General features: G+C 60.8%; 15 protein-coding genes and 1 pseudogene. 2 read left to right on the top strand and 14 right to left on the bottom strand.

Features of this window, described 5'->3' with window-relative positions:
• Window positions 1–103 precede the first annotated feature (103 nt).
• From IVB23_RS27160 to IVB23_RS27100, 13 genes and pseudogenes are all read right to left on the bottom strand, one after another.
• Window positions 104–1,425 (bottom strand): annotated as a pseudogene (locus IVB23_RS27160) (IS1182 family transposase); the annotation flags it as partial.
• A gap of 106 nt (window positions 1,426–1,531) precedes the next feature.
• A complete protein-coding gene (locus tag IVB23_RS27155; RefSeq protein WP_247800640.1) occupies window positions 1,532–1,741 on the bottom strand; it encodes a hypothetical protein in 210 nt (69 codons plus the stop codon).
• Between the two features lie 84 nt (window positions 1,742–1,825).
• Window positions 1,826–3,070 (bottom strand): type II toxin-antitoxin system HipA family toxin, encoded by a 1,245-nt coding sequence (locus tag IVB23_RS27150; protein WP_247800639.1) that lies wholly within the window; start codon window positions 3,068–3,070, stop codon window positions 1,826–1,828.
• Window positions 3,063–3,377 (bottom strand): helix-turn-helix transcriptional regulator, encoded by a 315-nt coding sequence (locus tag IVB23_RS27145; protein ID WP_247800638.1) that lies wholly within the window; start codon window positions 3,375–3,377, stop codon window positions 3,063–3,065. The genes IVB23_RS27150 and IVB23_RS27145 overlap by 8 nt, the downstream gene beginning before the upstream one ends.
• A gap of 1,109 nt (window positions 3,378–4,486) precedes the next feature.
• Entirely contained in the window at window positions 4,487–5,845 is a 1,359-nt protein-coding gene (locus IVB23_RS27140) for an integrase arm-type DNA-binding domain-containing protein (RefSeq protein WP_247800637.1), read from the bottom strand.
• A 570-nt stretch (window positions 5,846–6,415) separates the two neighbouring features.
• A complete protein-coding gene (locus tag IVB23_RS27135) occupies window positions 6,416–6,958 on the bottom strand; it encodes a 2'-5' RNA ligase family protein (RefSeq protein ID WP_247800636.1) in 543 nt (180 codons plus the stop codon).
• Between the two features lie 70 nt (window positions 6,959–7,028).
• Window positions 7,029–7,868 (bottom strand): universal stress protein, encoded by an 840-nt coding sequence (locus IVB23_RS27130; protein ID WP_247800635.1) that lies wholly within the window; start codon window positions 7,866–7,868, stop codon window positions 7,029–7,031.
• 118 nt (window positions 7,869–7,986) lie between these two features.
• Window positions 7,987–8,376, bottom strand: a complete 390-nt coding sequence (locus IVB23_RS27125; RefSeq protein WP_197967201.1) for a response regulator — start codon at window positions 8,374–8,376, stop codon at window positions 7,987–7,989.
• Window positions 8,373–11,951: a GAF domain-containing protein gene (locus IVB23_RS27120; protein WP_346659114.1), complete on the bottom strand. Its 3,579-nt coding sequence runs from the start codon at window positions 11,949–11,951 to the stop codon at window positions 8,373–8,375. Before IVB23_RS27120 ends, IVB23_RS27125 begins: the two co-directional genes overlap by 4 nt.
• 597 nt (window positions 11,952–12,548) lie before the next feature.
• Window positions 12,549–13,223 carry a hypothetical protein gene (locus IVB23_RS27115; protein ID WP_247800633.1) on the bottom strand — a complete coding sequence of 225 codons (675 nt, stop codon included), beginning with the start codon at window positions 13,221–13,223 and terminating at the stop codon, window positions 12,549–12,551.
• A 126-nt stretch (window positions 13,224–13,349) separates the two neighbouring features.
• Window positions 13,350–13,832, bottom strand: coding sequence for a transcription elongation factor GreA (greA, locus tag IVB23_RS27110; RefSeq protein ID WP_061878984.1), 483 nt, complete (start codon window positions 13,830–13,832; stop codon window positions 13,350–13,352).
• Between the two features lie 59 nt (window positions 13,833–13,891).
• Window positions 13,892–14,371 carry a hypothetical protein gene (locus IVB23_RS27105; RefSeq protein ID WP_197967198.1) on the bottom strand — a complete coding sequence of 160 codons (480 nt, stop codon included), beginning with the start codon at window positions 14,369–14,371 and terminating at the stop codon, window positions 13,892–13,894.
• A 106-nt stretch (window positions 14,372–14,477) separates the two neighbouring features.
• Entirely contained in the window at window positions 14,478–14,816 is a 339-nt protein-coding gene (locus tag IVB23_RS27100) for a hypothetical protein (RefSeq protein WP_247800632.1), read from the bottom strand.
• A 253-nt stretch (window positions 14,817–15,069) separates the two neighbouring features.
• Here IVB23_RS27100 and IVB23_RS27095 point away from each other — a divergent pair, with 253 nt between their 5' ends.
• Together IVB23_RS27095 and IVB23_RS27090 are read left to right on the top strand one after the other, a co-directional pair.
• A complete protein-coding gene (locus tag IVB23_RS27095; RefSeq protein ID WP_061878981.1) occupies window positions 15,070–15,303 on the top strand; it encodes a DUF3551 domain-containing protein in 234 nt (77 codons plus the stop codon).
• A gap of 394 nt (window positions 15,304–15,697) precedes the next feature.
• Entirely contained in the window at window positions 15,698–17,629 is a 1,932-nt protein-coding gene (locus IVB23_RS27090; RefSeq protein WP_247800631.1) for an AI-2E family transporter, read from the top strand.
• A 100-nt stretch (window positions 17,630–17,729) separates the two neighbouring features.
• Here the strand turns inward: IVB23_RS27090 and IVB23_RS27085 are convergent, their stop codons facing one another.
• Window positions 17,730–18,248, bottom strand: a complete 519-nt coding sequence (locus IVB23_RS27085) for a hypothetical protein (RefSeq protein ID WP_061878979.1) — start codon at window positions 18,246–18,248, stop codon at window positions 17,730–17,732.
• Between the last annotated feature and the right edge of the window lie 33 nt (window positions 18,249–18,281).

The raw sequence follows: 18,281 nt of genomic DNA, 5'->3' as shown, positions 1-18,281 counted from the left end.
GAGCATTTTTTGCTTGATCGAGTCCGGGGCCAACCCGGGCGCAAGCTCGGGCCACGCTGCGCGACCTGAACGGTCACACGATGCGCATAACAGCACGAACTCTTCACGCCTGGATTGCCAGCAGGAGCGGCTTGATCCCGACGATGTTCATTACGCGCGTGAGGTTGTAGGCGAGTACGTTCAGCGCCATTTCGGTCGCGACATTGGGCAACCGCTTCATTAGAAAGTGTGTTGCACCCATCCGCATCTTCAGTGTGGCGAACGGATGCTCGACAGTTTCGCGGCGCACACGCATGGCTTGCGGGTTCTGATCGAGCCGCGTCTGCGCGGCCTCGACGACATGTTCGTGTTCCCAGCGTCTGATGCGGCGCTCGTTGGACGTTGTGCACTGATCCTTGAGCGGGCATGTGCGGCACGCCTTCGTTAAGTAAATCCGCATTTTCTGGCCATCTTCATCAGCGGTGAAGTGGTGCGCCAGCTTCTCGCCGGCCGGGCAGCGATAGACATCGTCCTTGGCCAAATAGACAAAATCAGGTTTCCCAAAGCGGCCTGCCGACTTGGCTCCCGAGGTTTGCGGCTTGGGTAGCGTGACGGCGACCCCGGCCTGTTCGCATGCCAGGAGTTCCTCACCCTTAAAGTAGCCCCGATCCGCAACGACGTCCAAATGATCGCTGCACAGCGCGGCTTTCGCCGCCTGCGCCATCGTCGCCAGCTGCGATCGATCGGTGCCGACGTTGGTGACCTCGTGCGCGACAATCAGATGGTTCGTGGTGTCGACCGCACTTTGTACGTTGTAGGCGACCATGCCGGAGCCGCGCCCGCTCGTTGCGATCGAGCGGCAATCGGGATCGGTCAGCGATATCTGCTTGTCGGGCGAGGCGAGCAATGCCTTTTCAATCGCGGCCAGCCGTTTCACTTCTTCTTCGAGCTTCGCCAGCTTTTCCCTAAGTCGCGTCTTGGTCAGAAGCACCGTTTCCGACGGCTCTTCTCCTGCCGCAGTCTGGCGGTCGGCGTGTCCAGTTGACTCATGTAGCGCGCCACGCTCTCTTCGATCTGCTTCTGGCGGCGCTGGATCTTGCCTTGCGTGAAGTTGTTGTCCCGACTGTTCACGGCCTTAAACTTGCTGCCGTCGATGGCAACGCTGGCCTTCGTCAGCAGGCCCATCTTGCGGCACAACTCGACGAATTGCGCGCAAACCTTCTTGATCGCAGCGCCGTTATCCTTGCGGAAGTCGGCGATGGTTTTATGATCCGGCGCGAGCCGTCCGGTCAGCCACATCACCTCGAGATTGCGGCCAGCCTCGCGCTCCAGCCGCCGGCTCGACTGCACCCGGTTGAGATAGCCGTAAATGTAAAGCTTGAGCATCGGCGAAGGATGATACGCCGGCCGGCCGGTCGCCGCAGGATCAACGCCATCGAACCCGAGGCCGCGCAGACCCGCCAGCTTGAACCGGCGGGCCCACAGCGAAGTACGCACTATCCGATTTCGGCAACGCCGTTGACTATGTCGGTTACCAGCCGATCGTACTCGGTCATCTCGGCATATTCCGCTTCGCTCGTTTCCTCTCAACTGCCATGCGAGCCTTTGCCCGAACGTCGGCCGGTGTGCGGGCGGGAGTTTTGATCACAGCGCCCTGGAGTGGAACGATCTGGTTGAAGTAAATGTCATTCAGCCGATCCTCCACTTCATGAAAGCTGATCTGCTCTTTGATGGCGTCAACTTCCGCCGTATAGGCATCCAAGGCCGCCACCGCTTCGTTGAGGCGATGCTGCCTCCTCTCATCAGGGCTGCTTGTGAAGAGATGAAGATGCTCGGCCTGCCGCCCCTAAGGGTCAAGGATGGGTACCATTTCGTCGATATGTGCATCGATCCGCTCGAGAACCTGCCCAGGCACGACGTCGCGTTCTGGAAGAACTGACCACGTGTCGCGCACGGCCGCCGCGGTCTCAGCTACAGCGGTTACCACTGCCCCTTCTGGAAGACGGCTGCGGTTCGCGAAATTACGCCAGCGCTCTGGAGTCAGAGCCTTGAATGACTTTTCGCCCGTAAGGCTCAATGCTAGACCATCTTTCGGGATATAGGGAACTGTTGAGAGCACGTCGTAGATTGGCGCCAACGTAGGCGTCCGTCCGTCTCCAGGATACAGTAGCGACCAATTCTTCAGATGCATGTCGCCATTGCCCGTGATCGCGGTGAGCGCAAGACGACGGACAAATTCGATCGCGGAATCGAACGAGACGCCGCTGTTCAGCGCGGCCGCAATATTGTGATACGCCGCACCAGTATATTTCTCGGACGGATAGCGGCCGAAGACCTGTGCAAAGTCCTCCATATGCACGCGCGCTCCATCGGCACCGCGATCGAAGCGACGGACAAGAAGCACTTTGCCCGTGGACATGGTGTTAAACTCTTCCGGAATGCCGGCGAAATCCGTCTTTTCGACGAGCTCACGTGCAGGCACTTCCATCCCTAGCGCTTCCGCCAAGGCCAGGATCGCGAATTCGTTTTCCGAAAGTCCAATATGGGTGAGGGAGGGAAATTTCGCGATGTACTGCCCTTGCTCATCGTCGACGGCGAGCGTGATCCCCCCTTCTTTTCCGGTATTTTTCATGACGGAGAGCTTCATCTGGACACCGGCGAGCGAAAAGCGCGCCTTCTTCTTGCCTTCTGATTCTGGCCCGGCCGGAACGGGGACGCCGTCGCTCGGCAACGCTCGTACCGCTCCCGGTAGATTTGTCCCCAGTGCAGCCAAGAGATCGAAGTCGTTTCCAGGTCTTACTGACCCTGCGTGGTGCTTTTCCATTGCTTCGCGCAGTTTCTCTTCGGGCAGCAAGTTCGCGAAGAACGGCGGCAGCGCGCCGCGTATGGGTTTGGGATCCCGGCGGAGGCTGCCATCCGCCGAGCGAAGCGACAGGCTGAAGATCGGAGGGTCGTTCCGGCTCCGATACGCGGGCAAGAGATTGAATGCGTTGTAGTCGCCCGGCGTTCGGACGAGCGTGCCGACGGCAAGATCGTTTAATGAGATGTCGAGCGATTGGATACGTTCAGCCGCGAGGACAGGCTTATTCATGCTCCTCCTCCTCAACATCTGACGTGAACGCAGGACGGTCATCATCGCCCGTAGCTGGCTGCAGCATTGATTGAATAGCCGGTACCATCGCTTGCGGAATCAGCATCATTTCCATGCCAAGGGCGCGGGCAACGTTGACGAGTGTCGTTGCGCGGGCTGCAGCGGCACCCGTTTCAATGTCGCGATAGCGGGGCCTGCTAATGTTCGCCCGGAGGGCGATTTGCTCCTGGGATAGGCCAGCAGCCATTCGTGCTCTTCGAAAGTGCAGGCCAAGTTCCTTGAGCAGCGGGTTTGGAGCCGAAGCCATGGATATGTTCTCGGATCATTGACACCGAAATGATATGTAAACAGATCATAGATCGCGGTCAAGCGAAACGTGAACAGATCTTTCTCGTCGCCAATGATCCGTAAACATATCTTTATGGCGATGGTTCCGGCGACACTTGTCGTCTGAACTGTTGACTCTGCTGCCAGAATGCCCTTGGGGCTATGCACCTGACGCGATGAAGGAGGCAGATCTTATCGCCAAGGTTGACCGAGATTCCCATGGCGCTCGCGTGCATTGGGCACACAGGAATGGCCCGCCAGCGAACGAACCCAATCCTGGAACGCGGTGCGTCGCTTTTATGGAACGCCAATTGAAAACGGTCAGTAGATGGATCGTCGAAGTTCTTCCATGACGCGCCGTCCTAGTGGCGTCGTGCCGAGTCGTTTCCGTGAGGCGTCTTTGGCGCCGAGCAAGTACGTATCGCCAAGTCAATTCCGATGTCCGCCAACCCGCCTCTATGTCGCTGCGAAGCGTCGAACCACCTATCAGTTCGTTTTTCATTCTTCGGCATGCTTCCCATGACGGCCAATAGCCTGCGGGCGTGACCGGCCGCTGACGTGGCCACTCGCAGGGCCGCAATGCGAGCGGAGTGGTCTCGGCTACCTACCAGCACCTTTTCTTCTATTCGCGTTGATATCCAATCCTACGACGCGCAATTGACGTGTTCCTATGCAACATCAACCGGAGCATGATGGTCAAATCGGCGGCACTCGACAGGCAAAGTTCGACGACTGCGTTGATTCTCTTGACGTTCCGCCCAAGAAGCGACCAGGCGATTACACAAGAGCCTCGCTCGCTTCAATCGTGAGAGTTGACGATGGGCCACTCGAAGGAGACGCTCCGCATCATGAAGCGACCTCGGAAGAATCGTGGCATGCCGCCGCCCGCGACGTTCGATATCGATTCGCTGCCGGGCAGCTCAAATTTAACGGCATTAGAGACGGCCGCCGTGATCCGGCGGACGCCTGGAGCCCTGGAGCTATGGCGGCGCAATCCGAACCACCCGCTGAAATGGCGCTACGTCGATAGCCGCCCGCTTTACCGAGTCGATGCGGTGCGCGACTATCTGGCCGGACGCGATAAGACAACTAAGTCGTCGCAGCCGCATAATGCTCGCGAAGACGGCCAAGCAATTCGGCCTTGATGGGATCGAGCGGATTCGTCCGCTGCAGGCGCACGACCTTGCCCCCCCGTTTCGCGCCGACCAACTCCGCGATGTAGTCATGAGCAGCTTCGAACGCCATCTTGCGGATGATCCACTGTTCGTCGTGATTGTAGACCTGATCGATCCCGCGCGGTTTTTGCCCGACACACAACCGCTGGATTTCGTTGTCATAGCCGCAGCGTGACATGATAGTTCGCAAGCTGCGCCTTAAGTCATGCATTGTGAACTTGGCGACACCCGCTTCCTTGACCAGGCGGTCGACCATCTTTGTGAAGCCCGACATCTGGCCGCCGGTCTTCGGTGACGGGAAGACATAGTCCGACGTCGCACGCTGGAAATGTTCTGCGGCCGTAAGCACCTCGTCAACGAGGTGGGTACGCGGCACGTCGTGATAAAGGCCCATCTTGGTCCATGCTGCATCGAAAGTGATGCGGTCATCCATGACGTGATTTTGCCACTCGATCATGGCTGGCTCGCTGCGGCGCGGGCCACCAAGTAGGCACATTCGTGTCAATAGCCCAAACGTCCCAAGCTTGCCGGATGCGTGCCAGACTTTGATGATCTCCTCGTCGGTCAGCGCCCGGCCCTTCGTTCGGCGCCCGACCCGCTGCGCGCGCGTCTCCTTGGGCACGCGATAGCCGGCGAGCACGTTGTGCTCGACGTAACCTTCGCCGACGCACCATTCGAGGAACGTGTGCGTGTGCTTGCGCAAGTCCTTTGCTGCGCCGCGCTTGCCGGTCTTGCCGATCCTGTCCACCGCCGCCATGATTTGCCGTCGCGTGAGCTCGGCGATGGCAAGGTCGAAATGATCTTTCAGACCGCGTCGGAGTGCCGACATGGCCGGTTTCCAGTTGACGACCTGGCGCGCGGTCAGGGACATTTCGTAGGGGCCATCTTCAACGATCAGGGTCGCCAGTGTCGTGCACGGCCGTTCGGCCAGCGCTTGCCGCTTCGCCTCGCGCTTGACCTCATTGGGATCAATCCCAATGACCACCTCCCCAGCGACGACGGTGGCGGCCCTGCGCGCGGCCTTCTCATTGAATTTGGGCCATGCACCCAGCGTCTTGCGTTGGGTGCCTTTCGTCCCAGGCTTTGTGAACATGAAGACCCAGGTCCTGCCACCAGTCGCGCGCATCCTGATCGCGAGCCCCGGCTGCTCTGTGTCGTGCAGATAGTGCTGCGATTTGCCCGGCGGCAGCGTCGCCGCACGGATCGCCGCGTCAGTGAGTCTCAGGTAATTCGTCGTTCCTTCAGCTCTGAGAGATTCTTTACTCTTCTCCATCGTTTGTGCTCTCGCTCCTTGCGCCCTGAGACCGGGTCGAGGCGCGACCCTAGAATAAATGGACCACAAGCCATTGCCTCCACGTTCCTAGTTTGTGTGCCCTAAGGGAATTCCTTCGAAGGGCACAGCACGGACATACAAAATGCGGTAAGGCCAACTGAGGCCAAGGATGGTCCAATATGGCCACAAGTCTTTACCTTACAAGGACTTTTACAATAAGACTATGGCTGGATTAGGTTGGCTACAGTCCACCAATTGTGGTTCACACGGGAGAGGTCCAAGGTTCGATCCCTTGTGCGCCCACCATCCATCCTTCGGCCCCCTGTACTATCGAGAACAATTCCGGACAGTCGACGGCTGAGTTGGCGCTTGCCGGGAGCGTTCCATCAAAAAATTCGCAAAACAACCCCATGCACAGTAGACGGCACCAGCGGGATCAAGGGGTTACGATTTTTCCGAAATCGCGTTTGACCCGTCGGGCAAAACAGCGGCAGGATGCCATGGTCGGAAGAGGCGCACGGAGACTCATCGCCTGGAGCGGCCGGACGCATGGATGAGCAGGACGTCGGCTCACGGAGTGCGAACCGGCAATCCTTGTTCCGCAAGCACACGCACAGGCGGAAAAGCAACGCAATCGACGACGTCGAACAGCACGCTGATGCTGCCGTTGAATGACTGCGCGAAGGCGATCGCGTCATCACGCTTTGCGTCGGCGATTTGTGTGCCGAGCGTGCAATGAGGTCGCCAGTTTTCGGGCCGATAGTGCAGCCGACAAAAGGCTGGATCGATTGCAGCGCTGATCGAAGCGTGCCACCTGACGAGCGTCTCATCGAATTCCGGCTCCGCCCAGAGCACGAGCGGCGGACCTGCGAACCAACGAATTCGCTTGAACGCGACCAGCAATGGCCCTTCGTCCCCGACTGCGCGGAGCATGGCCTCCCACGCGGTCTTCGCGGCAATCTCGGGCGCATCATAGATCGCGAATGTAAAATGCGGCTGATAGCCGAGAGCCCTCATCGAAGGCTGGCTCTCAAACGCTGCAACTTCATCCCACAACGCTTCAATCCGCTTTGCCGAGGAATCGTCAGACCGAATGTTGATAGCCAAAGCCATGCGGTTGGTCGCTCAATGAGCCAATGGTTTTCCATCTCACCGGTGACGCCAAAACCATGCCTTTTGTGCGCTAGTGAGCCATAAGAACGGGGGTATCCGCGTGCTCCATGATATAGCTGGTCGCCCCACCGAATATCATCTGCCGTAGCCGCGTGCGGGTAAAGGCTCCTTTGATCAATAGATCGCAACCGTGTGCCCTGGCGGCATCGAGGACCGCCTCACCAGTTTCGCGCCCGTCCAGCTCAACGCTGATCAACCTGGCCGCAATGCCGTTGTATTGGAGTTGCCGAGCGATCTGACCGGCAGACGGTCCTGGCACCGCTTGGCCGCCGACAACAGTTAGGACCGATACTCTTTCGGCCAGACGAAGCAACGGCATGGCAAATGCGTTTGCTCGAGCTTGCTCGGTACTCCCATTCCAGTGGATCATGATGTTTGTGCCGACGCTTCTTCGTGCATTCGACGGCACCAGTAGAACGGGCCTGCCGCTCTCAAACAGCGCGGACTCAATCGCGCGGCGATGAGGGCCCGCAGCATCAATATCCGACCGCGCCATCACGATCAGATCGAAAGCGCGCCCATAACTTCCGACAAAGTCTTCGCCCTCAGGCGCGTTCTCCACCCAGCCGAAGCATGGCGGGTTCGATCCTGCGGTGGCTCGAGGAACATCATGCTTCAGCATGAATGCTTCGAAAAAGTTGCGCATGTCGTTCAGTTCGGCTTCGCTCTGCACTTGATACGTATCCAGGAGAATGCCGGTGGCCAATTCGGCGGCCGCATATTGAGGGATGCCGAACCGGAGTGGAAAACCTTCGATATAGGCGCCGGAACGTCGCGCGAGGTCTAAGGCCACAGCGAGCGTGGATGTCATCATCGGAATATTCTGAAGTGGGACCAAGAGCGTCTTCATTTGAATCTCCGATTTTTCTGACGATGATTGACGGAGGAAGCCTGCTTTCAAATTGGAGTAGCGCCTCCGATAGCTTTACCTTGCGAGCCGTTCCGTTTGCCACCGGCAATGGTTGCCATCATGCGGCCTGCTCAAGCCTCGTATCGATCTCCTGGCGTAGCGCCGCGAAGTCGATTGGTTTGGTCAACAGGTCGGCGGCGCCCTTCTCCAGCGCCTTGCGCTTGGTCTCGGCATCACCGTAGGCCGTGATCATGATAACAGGTACATCGGGGCGGGCCGAGCGCACGATAGGCAGCATCTCCAGTCCGCTCATTCCGGGCATGTTGATGTCGGACAGGATCAGAATCAGGGCGGCATCCCGAATCTCGGCCGCGCGCTGCAGCGCCAGCGGTGCCGAGGATACAAACTCCATCAGAAAACGACCGGCGCGCAGATCGCGCCGAAACTGCTGCCGGAACAGCGCCTCGACATCGGGCTCGTCGTCGACCACCATGATATAGACGCTCAACTTCTGCCTCCGCTCTGCAACGGTGCTGCCCGCGTACGCGGCAGCGTAATGATGAACTCGGTGTATTCGCCCGGCTCGGTATCGACCTCGATGCTGCCGCCGTGCTGTTTCACAATAATGTCGTGGCAGATTGAAAGGCCAAGGCCGGTTCCTTCGCCGGCCGGCTTGGTCGTGAAGAATGGATTGAATATCTTCTCTCTGACATCGGCCGGGATGCCGGTGCCATTGTCGCGGATGCGGATTTCGACGGCGCCGCCGAGGTCTGTGGTCGTCGCACGCAGCCTTGGCTCGAAGCCGTCGCCGACGGCGTCCCTTTGTTTGTTGGCCGCGTAGAAACCGTTTGAAACCAGATTGAGGAACACCCGCGTGATTTCCTGCGGATACAGCTCAAGCGCTCCCGCAGACGGGTCCAGTTTTCTTTCAAGCGTGATATTGAAGCCGGCTCTTTCAGCGCGGGCTCCGTGATAAGCGAGGTTGAGACTTTCTTCGAGGATAGCGTTGATGTCCGCCGCGCGGCGTTCGCCAGATCCTTCGCGGGAGTGCAGAAGCATATTCTTGACAATGGAATCGGCGCGCGTTCCGTGCTGCACGATCTTTTCCAGGTTACCTTGCAGCATGTGGATCAGCGCGCTGATGTCCTGCCTTGCCGGCTCGCCCAGGCTGGCTGAGCGCAGCGCTTCGCCGAGCTCGTCGGTGAGTTCGGAGGACAGCGCAGCAAAATTGTTGACGAAATTGAGCGGGTTCTTGATCTCGTGCGCAATGCCGGCGGTGAGTTGCCCGAGCGAGGCAAGTTTCTCGGTCTGGATCAGCCGATCCTGCGTATTTCGCAATTCTTCGAGCGATTGCGACAATTCCATGGTGCGCTCGCGCAGTTCATTCAGCAGGCGTGCATTCTCGATCGCGATCACGCCCTGGTGTGCGAAGTTGGACACGAGCTCGATCTGCTTGTCTGTGAAGGATTTCACTTCCTGGCGGAAGATCGTGATGGTGCCAATCAGCTCATCTTCCTTGAGCATGGGCACGATGACGAGGGTCCTTGCGCCGGCAAGGTCAGCGAGCGCGCGAACATTGGGGTCGCCTTCGATATAGGGCGGCTGCGTCCTGATGTCGTCGATATGAACCGTCTGGTGAGTCTTCTCGACGGTGCCGAGCCCGCTCGCGGGATGTGGGCGAATGTTCTGGTAGAGCCGGGTATCGACATAAGCTTGCGGCGCGTTGTGCAATGCGACCGTGCGAAAGCCGCCCTCCTCGTAGAGATTCATGGTGCCAAAACCGGCGCCGCAAATTCGCGTCGCATTCTCCAGCATCTTGTGGAAGACCGGAGTGAGCGCGCCCGATGAAGCGCTGATGATTTCCAGCACCTCCGACGTTGCCGTCTGCCGCTCCAGCGATTCATTCAATTGCTCGAACAGACGCACATTGCCGATCGCGATAACAGCCTGATCGGCAAAGGTCTGCAGCAAGGTGATCTGCTTGTCGTCGAATGGGCGCACCTCCATACGACGCAGCACGATCGCCCCCATGCTCTCGCCTTCGCGCAAGAGCGGCACACTCAAAACGGTCCGAACGTTGGAGCGAAGCGCATATTCGCGTCCTGTCGGGTATTGCTGCCCCTCGGGCCCGAGCAAGTCGTGCACATGAATGGTGCGACGATCGATAATCGCCCGGCCGCTAGGCGATTCGACACTGATCGATCGGCGGCTCCACACCACGGGAACCTGGCCATCGTGCGCCTGGATGACGAGATCGTCGCCATCCCTCAGAACGACCAAAGCATCATATGCCTCGCAAAGCCCACATGCGCTTTCCACGATCGCCTTGAGCACCGGTCCGACTTCGGTCGGAGAGGAGGCGATGACCCTCAAGATATTGGCGCTGCCGGTCTGGTACGTCAGCGCCTCGGATAGGTCTCGCGTCCTGGTCTGCAATTGTTCGAAGAGTCGGACATTCTCGATGGCGATCACCGCCTGATCGGCAAACGTCGCGACGAGCTCGATCTGCTTCTCGGTGAAGGGCTGCACGCGCTTGCGGGCGATCACGATCGCGCCGATCGGCTCATTCTCGCGCAGGAGGGGAACACCGAGCGCGGTGCGCTGACCAGCCATGGTGATCGACGCCTGCAGGCCGTATTCGGGATCGGCAGCGACGTCGAGGATCTGCACCGGACGGCGTTCGAGGACGGCCCGACCTGTGACCGTGCTCCGGTCGGAGGCGATCGGGTGAGCCTGCAGAAAGGCGATGTATTCCTCGGAGAACCCGACCGCTGCTCCGGCCTGATATTCATCGCCCTCGCGGCGCATGATGAATGCCATCTCCGCCTCGCACAGCCGAGCCGCCGAATCGACCAGCGTGTCGAGCACGGTTTGCAGATCGAAGGTCGAGCGGCTGATCACCTTCAGCACATCGGCGGTCGCGGTTTGCTGCTGGAGCGACTCGGCGAGATCGCGCGTCTTCGCCTGGACCTCATCGAACAGCCGCACATTCTCGATCGCGATCACGGCCTGATCAGCGAAAGTGGAGACCAGGTCGATCTGCTTGTCCGTGAACGAGTTCGCGGTCTTGCGGCCCAGGAATAGGACGCCGATCGCTTCTCCGGACCGAAGCAGGGGTACGCCCAAAAGAGTGCGGTAACCGCCGGCCCTCTGTTGCTCGGGATAGGCATAGTCGGGATCGACCAGGACATCCGGGATCTGAACAGCCTTGCCGCATAGCAGGACGCGCCCGACCAGGCTACCGCGTCCAGCACTGAGCCGAACGCCCGCCGAGACCTTGGCCCATTCGGGCGAAAAATTGTACCGAGTTGCATGATAGTACGAACCATCGGTGTCCTGCCGGACGATTGCCGCCATGTCGGCCCCGCACAGCGACGCCGCCGATTCCGTCAGCGTGTCGAGAACCGTTTGCAAATCGAACGCGGAGCGACTGATGACTTTCAACACATCGGCGGTCGCGGTCTGCTGCTGCAGCGATTCCCGCAAGTCGTCGGTACGCGCCTGCACCTCGTCGAACAGCCGCGCGTTTTCTATGGCGATGACAGCCTGGTCGGCGAAGGTCTGCAGAAGCTGCACATGATGCGGAGCGAAGGCGCCCGGCTCGGCCCGCGTGACGCTGATCATGCCGATCACCGTGCCGCCGGTCGCGAGCGGAACGAACAACATGCTGCGAAAACCGCGGGCACGCGCGATGAATTTGATGTCGTTCGTCAACGCTTCAGTATCGGGGGTCGGCACCACCTTGCCGGCCTGTGTCCTCGCCATACTCTCGAAATCGGCGATCGGACGCGGAAACATCTTCTTCAAAGCTTCATCGGCGGCAGAATTCGTCGGCGTGAACGCCGCCAAGTGGGCATTGCCGTCGATGAAGCGGAATACGGTCGTCGAAAAGCCGCCGAGCAAGGCATTTGCGCGCCTTGCGATAGCATCGAATACCGGTTTCACCTCCGATGGCGAACTGGCGATGATCTTGAGAATGTCCGCGGTGGCGGTCTCGCGATCCTGTGCGGCGCGCAATTCGGCCAGGAGCCGCGCGTTCTCCTGCTGCAAATCCGCCACAACGTCCTGAGGAAGCGCGGCCATGATGAAAATCCACGTCGCCAGCCGGTTCGCGGCCGACGTCAAAATCTAATCAAGAAAGCATCGGGAATTATTCCACCATCAGGTGCTTCCGGCCAGACATATCGTGAGTTGATTTTCAATCGACTACGCGTCAATTCGCGTTTCGCGATCGACCGAAGGGCGGTTTCACACGATGCCGCTGGAGGCCGATTTGCCCCGCGGATCCGCATGGTGCAGGCCCCCAAGGGGAATCGCGGGACCAAGTGCCGCGAGCGCCGTAGGTTGCGTCGCGAAACACCATTATCTCGAGCAGCAAGAGCCGGCCCGTGAGGCGACCGATCCGAGATTTCAGGACCAGCTCGTCGGCAAATTGACCGAACTGACGAGCGTCGAGCTGCCGGAGGCGTGACGCACGACAAGGTGAAGACGAAACGCTGCACGAGAAAGGTGCACTCCCTCTCCCGCTTGCGGGCAGGGCTATCGCATATGAATTGCACGGGGACTGTCTGCAGGCTTGCTCCGCCTCTCCCGCTTGCGGGAGAGGTGAACGAACCTCGCGGCGATCGAGCCTTCATTCGTCGTCATTGCAAGTGCGCCGAAGCAATGACGGGGCAGACTTCAGGCCGCCTTCGGCCGCCAGGCCGTGTAGAAACCGATCAGTGTCCCCATGGCGACCAGCGCGGCCGCCAGCAGCACCTGCAATTGGCCATCGTCGGTGGGACCGATGGACGACACCAGCCTGGTCACGATGACGAACAGAATGCCCACGGCGGCCGCGGCACCCACGCAGAGATAAGCGAGCTCGCGCGTCAAGCTGCGGCCGAGCAGTCCGAGCGCCGTGAAATACATCGAACAGGCGTTGGGATGAACGAACAAGGCAATGCGCGCATAGCGGCCATAGGCGTCGAACAGGGACTCGCATCGGCGCAGGGCCGCCTTCGAGGCCACCCGCTGCAGAAACGGCCTGAAGAAACGCGCCTGTCCATAGCTGAGAACGGCGCCCAGGATGATGGCGAGCCACGCCGCGACGAATACGGAGCCATCCACGGCCTTCGGACTGAGCGCCACGGACATCAGGATGAGGGCGGTGCCGGGAAAATAGCCGAAATACGGGAAGATGGCTTCCACCAGCACGCAGGCAAACATGAAGGCTGGAAACCATGCCGATCCGGTCGCGCCATGGACGATGGAGTTCAGGTCGAACAAGCTCGTCCTGTACAGAACGAGGTACATGCACATGGCCAGTCCAGCCAGCGCGTAGAACGGCAAGGCTCCCGACAAAAACCGTCTCATCCAATCATCAACTTCGTTTGGCGGAGACGACGGCCTCGCGCTGTTCCGGATCATACTTTAGGCCAATGGGATTGCTGCTGTCGATGGCGCTCTTTGCCACGCAATCCTCGCCTGGAATTGCGCGTGCTACGCGATCGACAGAATCTCGATCTCCTGCGCGCCTGATCCAACGACGTCTCCGACCGCCTTTCCCATCAGCGACCGCGCAACCGGCGCGACGAACGAGATCGACCCCGCTTTCGGATCGGCTTCGTCCTCGCCGACAATGCGGTAGGTCTGCACGCGGCCATCGTTGCGGCTGAACGTTACCGTGCTGCCGAAGGCGACGACGTCGGTCGCGGTCGGATTGGGCATGACCTGCGCCGTGCGCAGCCTTTCGGTGAGATAGCGGACGTCGCGCAAGGGCACGGCCGACTGCCGGCGCTTCTCGTTGACGTCATCGATGCGTTGCGCGGCTTCATAGGCCTCGCGCGCTTCGGCAAGCTGGGTCTGCAACGCCTTGTAGCCCGCTTCGGTCACGAGGTTCGGATGCGGCGAGATCGGGCGATCCGGCAACAGCGTCTCGGACGCGGTTTCGGCGCTCTCTTCCTTGGTAAAAGCGACGCTCAATTGAAGATCCTGTCGAGCTGTTTTGGATGGCGACGCCGCGCGCCGCCGAGTGCACTGAACTATATCTCAAGTTCGACGAAACGGCGCAGCTTGAAAACAAGGTCCGGCATGGCCTGGCGGAACCGCGTTGCATTCTGGAACGTGGTCGAGAACGGCGCGAAGGTGAGCATGGCGTTCCAGTTCCGGAAGCCATAGACCGTGACCGAAACGCCGGAGCTCGGGAAATCCTCCAGCTTGCGCAACTCGCCGAGCACGAGATCGGCGATCGCCTCCGCCGGCAGCAGGCGCTTGCCGTCCCGCGTGGTCGCGATTTGCGCGGGCGGCTCGACCGGTGTCGTGGCAGCCGGCGCGTCATCGGCCGCGTTCCCGGCCGTGGCCGGTGCCGGATCGGAGCTGGACGTCTCGCCCGGCTCGATTCCATCCGCCGGCACAGTCGGCGGACCATCGGCGAGCGGTGCAAAACTGTCTGCGCGCCTGTTGCCTCCTAGGATGCCGCTGATCATCGCCACAAGGCCCGCGTCCTTCACCTCGTCATTCATTACTCCCCCCGGGGCATCGGTCTACTCTAGCACCGCTCCCGCAGACCGCCACCGACGATGGCACCGGCGGCACGATGTTCGGTCGCGTCACGCCGCTTGCGATCCGCTACCGCTTGTCGAACGGAATATACTGCTGGTACCGCTTCGGCACTGAGCTGCGGTAGCGCGCCGGCACGGTGCCGGTGTCGATCGAATGATCGATCTCCTGCTGCCGGGTCATCTTCTTCTTCGCAGGCTTCTTCGACGCGCTCTTCCTGGCGTCGGTCGGCTGGCTGGAGCTGTCGGTGGTTGCGCTTGGCGCTGTCGTCGTCGCGGCAGGCGCAGCACTTGTCGCGGGAGGCGTAGCAGTTCCGCCGGCGGGCGGGGCACTTTGCGCCAGCGCAAGCGGCGTCTGCATCGTGAGCAGCAGCGCGGCCGTCGCAGCCAGCAAATATGAATTCTGCATCAGAACCTCCAAAATGCCTGATCCGAAGAAGGCAAGCCTAGTCCCGCGGGATCGAGGCGTGCAAGTTCGTCGAATAGCTCGGAACCCGCGCGCGAACTGTGGTGGAGATCACATTGCCCGCCACCGGCTGCGGTCACGATGATTTCACCTCGAACGCATCCGGCGTCGCGGACACCAATATAGGCATGACCGTGCATCAGACAGTCCAGCGGGAACGCCAAGCACGGCCGTTCCATCCTCGAAGGAGATTGAAATGCGCCGCACCATCCTCACCCTTGCATCGTTCGCGACCTTGATCGCCGCGTCGTTGTCGGCGGCTCCGGCCCAGGCCGCGAACGACAGGTATTGCCTGCAAGGCCGCCACTGGGGTTACCCCGGCAACTGCCAGTTCGCCAGCTACCAGCAATGTGCCGCCAGCGCCTCCGGCACATCGGCTTATTGCGGCATCAACCCGCGCTACGCCTACTCGCAACCCTATTATTATTGACGAGTTGGCGGCGCGCACACCACGCGCGCCGCGCTCGATCATACCGTTCTCGTGCTGACCGTCTGGGGCTGCTTAACCCGGCCGGCAGATCGGGCGAACTTCGGGTAAGGGGTCCAAGCGGGAACGGTCGGCCGCGGAGAGCTGTGCATCGCGCACTTCATTGCCGCAGCCAGGAACCTTTTCAGCGCGGCGCGGTTGGCGTCGCGATGGCGACCGAGTACGGCCGCCGCTCACGAAGACCGCGCGGACGAGTGCCCTGAGCGGCCGTCCTCTGCAGTGTCGTCCTGCGCCCTTGCAGCTGACATCGGTGCACGCTCAGCGGACGACGGGACAGGGACAGCAAATGAGGCCTGTAGCGCGACAGCCCTTCAAACCACGCACCACCGAAGAACTGATGGCGCTGCTCAGCGCCGTCGCGACCGCAATTCTGACCGTCATCATCATTTCGATGCTCTATTTCGGCCGGGATATCTTCGTGCCCGTTGCGCTGGCTGTTCTCCTCAGCTTCGTGCTGGCGCCGCTGGTCGGAATGTTGCAGCGCATCCGTGTCCCGCGGGGATTGGCGGTCGTCAGCGTGGTCGTCGTTGCGTTCATGCTGATCTTCGCGATGGGAAGCCTTCTCGCCGCTCAGCTGACGCAACTCGCGGGTGACCTGCCCCGATATCAATCGACGATCAGCGAGAAGATCCAGGCATTTCGGGATACCAAGGCCGGCAGGGGCACGCTGGAGCGTGCATCCGACATGCTGAAGGATCTCAGCAAGGAGCTCGATAAACCGAAAGACGCCCCATCCGCGCGCAGCCCCGGCATGATCGCGGGCTCGAATCCCTCCGCGCCACCGGTCCCGGTCGAAGTACGCCAGCCCGATCCCGGCGCGTTGGAAAGTCTACGAACCTTGATTTCTCCGCTCATTCATCCGCTCGCGACCACCGGCATCATCATCATCTTCGTCGTCTTCATTCTCATTCAACGCGAGGATCTGCGTAACCGTTTCATCCGGCTGGCGGGCTCGTCGGATCTGCAGCGTACGACCGCTGCGCTGGACGATGCAGCGAGCCGCCTCAGCAAGCTGTTTCTGACCCAGCTCATCCTGAACGGCGCATTCGGCGTGGTGATCGGCACCGGCCTCTGGTTCATCGGAATTCCAAGCGCGATTCTCTGGGGCATCCTTGCGGCTGCGCTTCGCTTCGTGCCCTATGTGGGCGCTGTCATCGCGGCCGCATTCCCGCTGGCGCTGGCGGTCGCCATCGATCCCGGCTGGTCGATGCTGCTTTGGACGCTCGCTCTATTTCTCGTCGTCGAACCGCTCGTGGGCCACGTCGTCGAGCCGATGGTCTACGGCCGCAGTACGGGGCTCTCCCCCGTCGCCGTGGTCGCGTCGGCAACGTTCTGGACAGCGCTTTGGGGACCGATCGGGCTCGTCCTCGCCACTCCCCTCACGATTTGCCTCGTGGTCCTCGGGCGGCATGTGGAGCGACTGGAATTTCTCGACGTCATGTTCGGAGACCGACCGGCGCTCTCTCCTCCGGAAATATTCTACCAGCGGATGCTGGCGGGGGATCCCACGGAAGCGGCCGAAAAGGCCGAGGAGTTCCTGAAGGAGCGTTCGCTGGCTTCGTACTATGATGAGGTCGCCCTGAAGGGTTTGCAGCTGGCGCAAGCCGACGCCGAGCGTAATACGCTCGACGAGGAACGTCTCACGAAGATCCGGGACGCCGTCAGCGAATTCGCCGCCGATCTAGCCGATCAGGACGACCGGCCGCCGGCGAAGAGCAGTTCAACCACCGATGCCGAGGCATCGTCCGCGGTGGAAGGCGTTGCGGAGAATACCGCCAATGAACACTTGCCTTACCTCCGCAGGGAAACTCTCCCGCCGGATTGGCAGGGTGAACACCCCGTCCTGTGCGTGGCCGGACGCACCCTGATCGATGAGGCGGCCGCGATCATGCTGGCTCAGCTCTCGACTGAGCACGGCCTCGCTGCGCGGGTCGAAGCGGCAGCATCGCTTTCCACGACGAACGTCTTTCGCCTGGATACGACGGGCGTTGCGATCGTCTGCCTGGTCTATCTCGATGCCCGCGCCGCGGCACACATGCGGTACTCCGTCCGGCGTCTGAGACGGAAATTGCCGAAGGCAACCATCATCCTGGGCTGCTGGGTCAAAGACATGGACCCGGCGGCCCTGGAATTGCTGCGCGAAGGCGCCAAGGCTGACCTCGTTGCGACGAGCATCGGCGAGGCCGTCAGACTGTGCATCGAAGCGACGGGGGCAAGGGAACACGGTCACGAGCCAGGGACGGATAAATCCACAACGGCTGCAGCGTGAGACTGCCATCGATGTCGGCTCCGGCCGACAAGGGGCGACGCTGCCAGACGGGGCGACCTCCGCCTCATCCTCGAAAGCTGACCTTGTGTGAGTACGCGTGCTACGGCGCGGCGCCGAGCCCGACCTCAGCGAGCCGCGCCGCGAACCAGCGCGACAGCGGCTGATCGACGATGCTGCTGACATACACTTCCGAGATCTTGACGCCTTGCATGTCCAGCACCAGCAGCAGACCGATCCAAAAGGGAAACCAGACATGCACGTCGGTCAGCGCCTGCAGCTTGTGCTCGTCGTGCTCCAGCGGCGTGTGATTGTTGGCCTTGCGGATCTCGATCGCGAGCAGATTATTCGGGATCTCGCGCTGATGCACGACGACATCGGGGTAGATCGACTTGCCGAGATGGTCGTCGGTCGAGATGATGGTGCCGTGCGGCAGATGCAGCGTGCGCTCGCCGAGCCGGTCGTAGTTGCAGTCGACTGACCAGCCCGGAAACTGCTTCTCCAGATGCACGGCGAAGCGGTGGGTGACCGCCCGCTCGCCGACGTCCTTCTCGAACAGGAAACCCTCGTGGGCGTAGAAGTCCTGGAGCGCCGCGATCACCTTGTTCAGCTCGGTCTGCATCGTGCCTCCGGGCTCGCGGCGCTCTGTCTGGTG

This window comes from Bradyrhizobium sp. 191 (assembly GCF_023100985.1).
Lineage (GTDB): Bacteria > Pseudomonadota > Alphaproteobacteria > Rhizobiales > Xanthobacteraceae > Bradyrhizobium > Bradyrhizobium diversitatis.
Note: the sequence above shows the minus strand (reverse complement) of the source record. Positions and strands in the feature narration are given on the sequence as shown.

What these genes read in the sequence shown, in the direction of transcription:
- IVB23_RS27150 (WP_247800639.1), bottom strand. Translation starts at nt 3,070, where the DNA reads ATGAATAAGCCTGTCCTCGCGGCTGAACGTATCCAATCGCTCGACATC.
- IVB23_RS27145 (WP_247800638.1), bottom strand. Translation starts at nt 3,377, where the DNA reads ATGGCTTCGGCTCCAAACCCGCTGCTCAAGGAACTTGGCCTGCACTTT.
- IVB23_RS27140 (WP_247800637.1), bottom strand. Translation starts at nt 5,845, where the DNA reads ATGGAGAAGAGTAAAGAATCTCTCAGAGCTGAAGGAACGACGAATTAC.
- IVB23_RS27135 (WP_247800636.1), bottom strand. Translation starts at nt 6,958, where the DNA reads ATGGCTTTGGCTATCAACATTCGGTCTGACGATTCCTCGGCAAAGCGG.
- IVB23_RS27130 (WP_247800635.1), bottom strand. Translation starts at nt 7,868, where the DNA reads ATGAAGACGCTCTTGGTCCCACTTCAGAATATTCCGATGATGACATCC.
- IVB23_RS27120 (WP_346659114.1), bottom strand. Translation starts at nt 11,951, where the DNA reads ATGGCCGCGCTTCCTCAGGACGTTGTGGCGGATTTGCAGCAGGAGAAC.
- IVB23_RS27115 (WP_247800633.1), bottom strand. Translation starts at nt 13,223, where the DNA reads ATGAGACGGTTTTTGTCGGGAGCCTTGCCGTTCTACGCGCTGGCTGGA.
- IVB23_RS27105 (WP_197967198.1), bottom strand. Translation starts at nt 14,371, where the DNA reads ATGAATGACGAGGTGAAGGACGCGGGCCTTGTGGCGATGATCAGCGGC.
- IVB23_RS27100 (WP_247800632.1), bottom strand. Translation starts at nt 14,816, where the DNA reads ATGCAGAATTCATATTTGCTGGCTGCGACGGCCGCGCTGCTGCTCACG.
- IVB23_RS27095 (WP_061878981.1), top strand. Translation starts at nt 15,070, where the DNA reads ATGCGCCGCACCATCCTCACCCTTGCATCGTTCGCGACCTTGATCGCC.
- IVB23_RS27090 (WP_247800631.1), top strand. Translation starts at nt 15,698, where the DNA reads ATGGCGCTGCTCAGCGCCGTCGCGACCGCAATTCTGACCGTCATCATC.
- IVB23_RS27085 (WP_061878979.1), bottom strand. Translation starts at nt 18,248, where the DNA reads ATGCAGACCGAGCTGAACAAGGTGATCGCGGCGCTCCAGGACTTCTAC.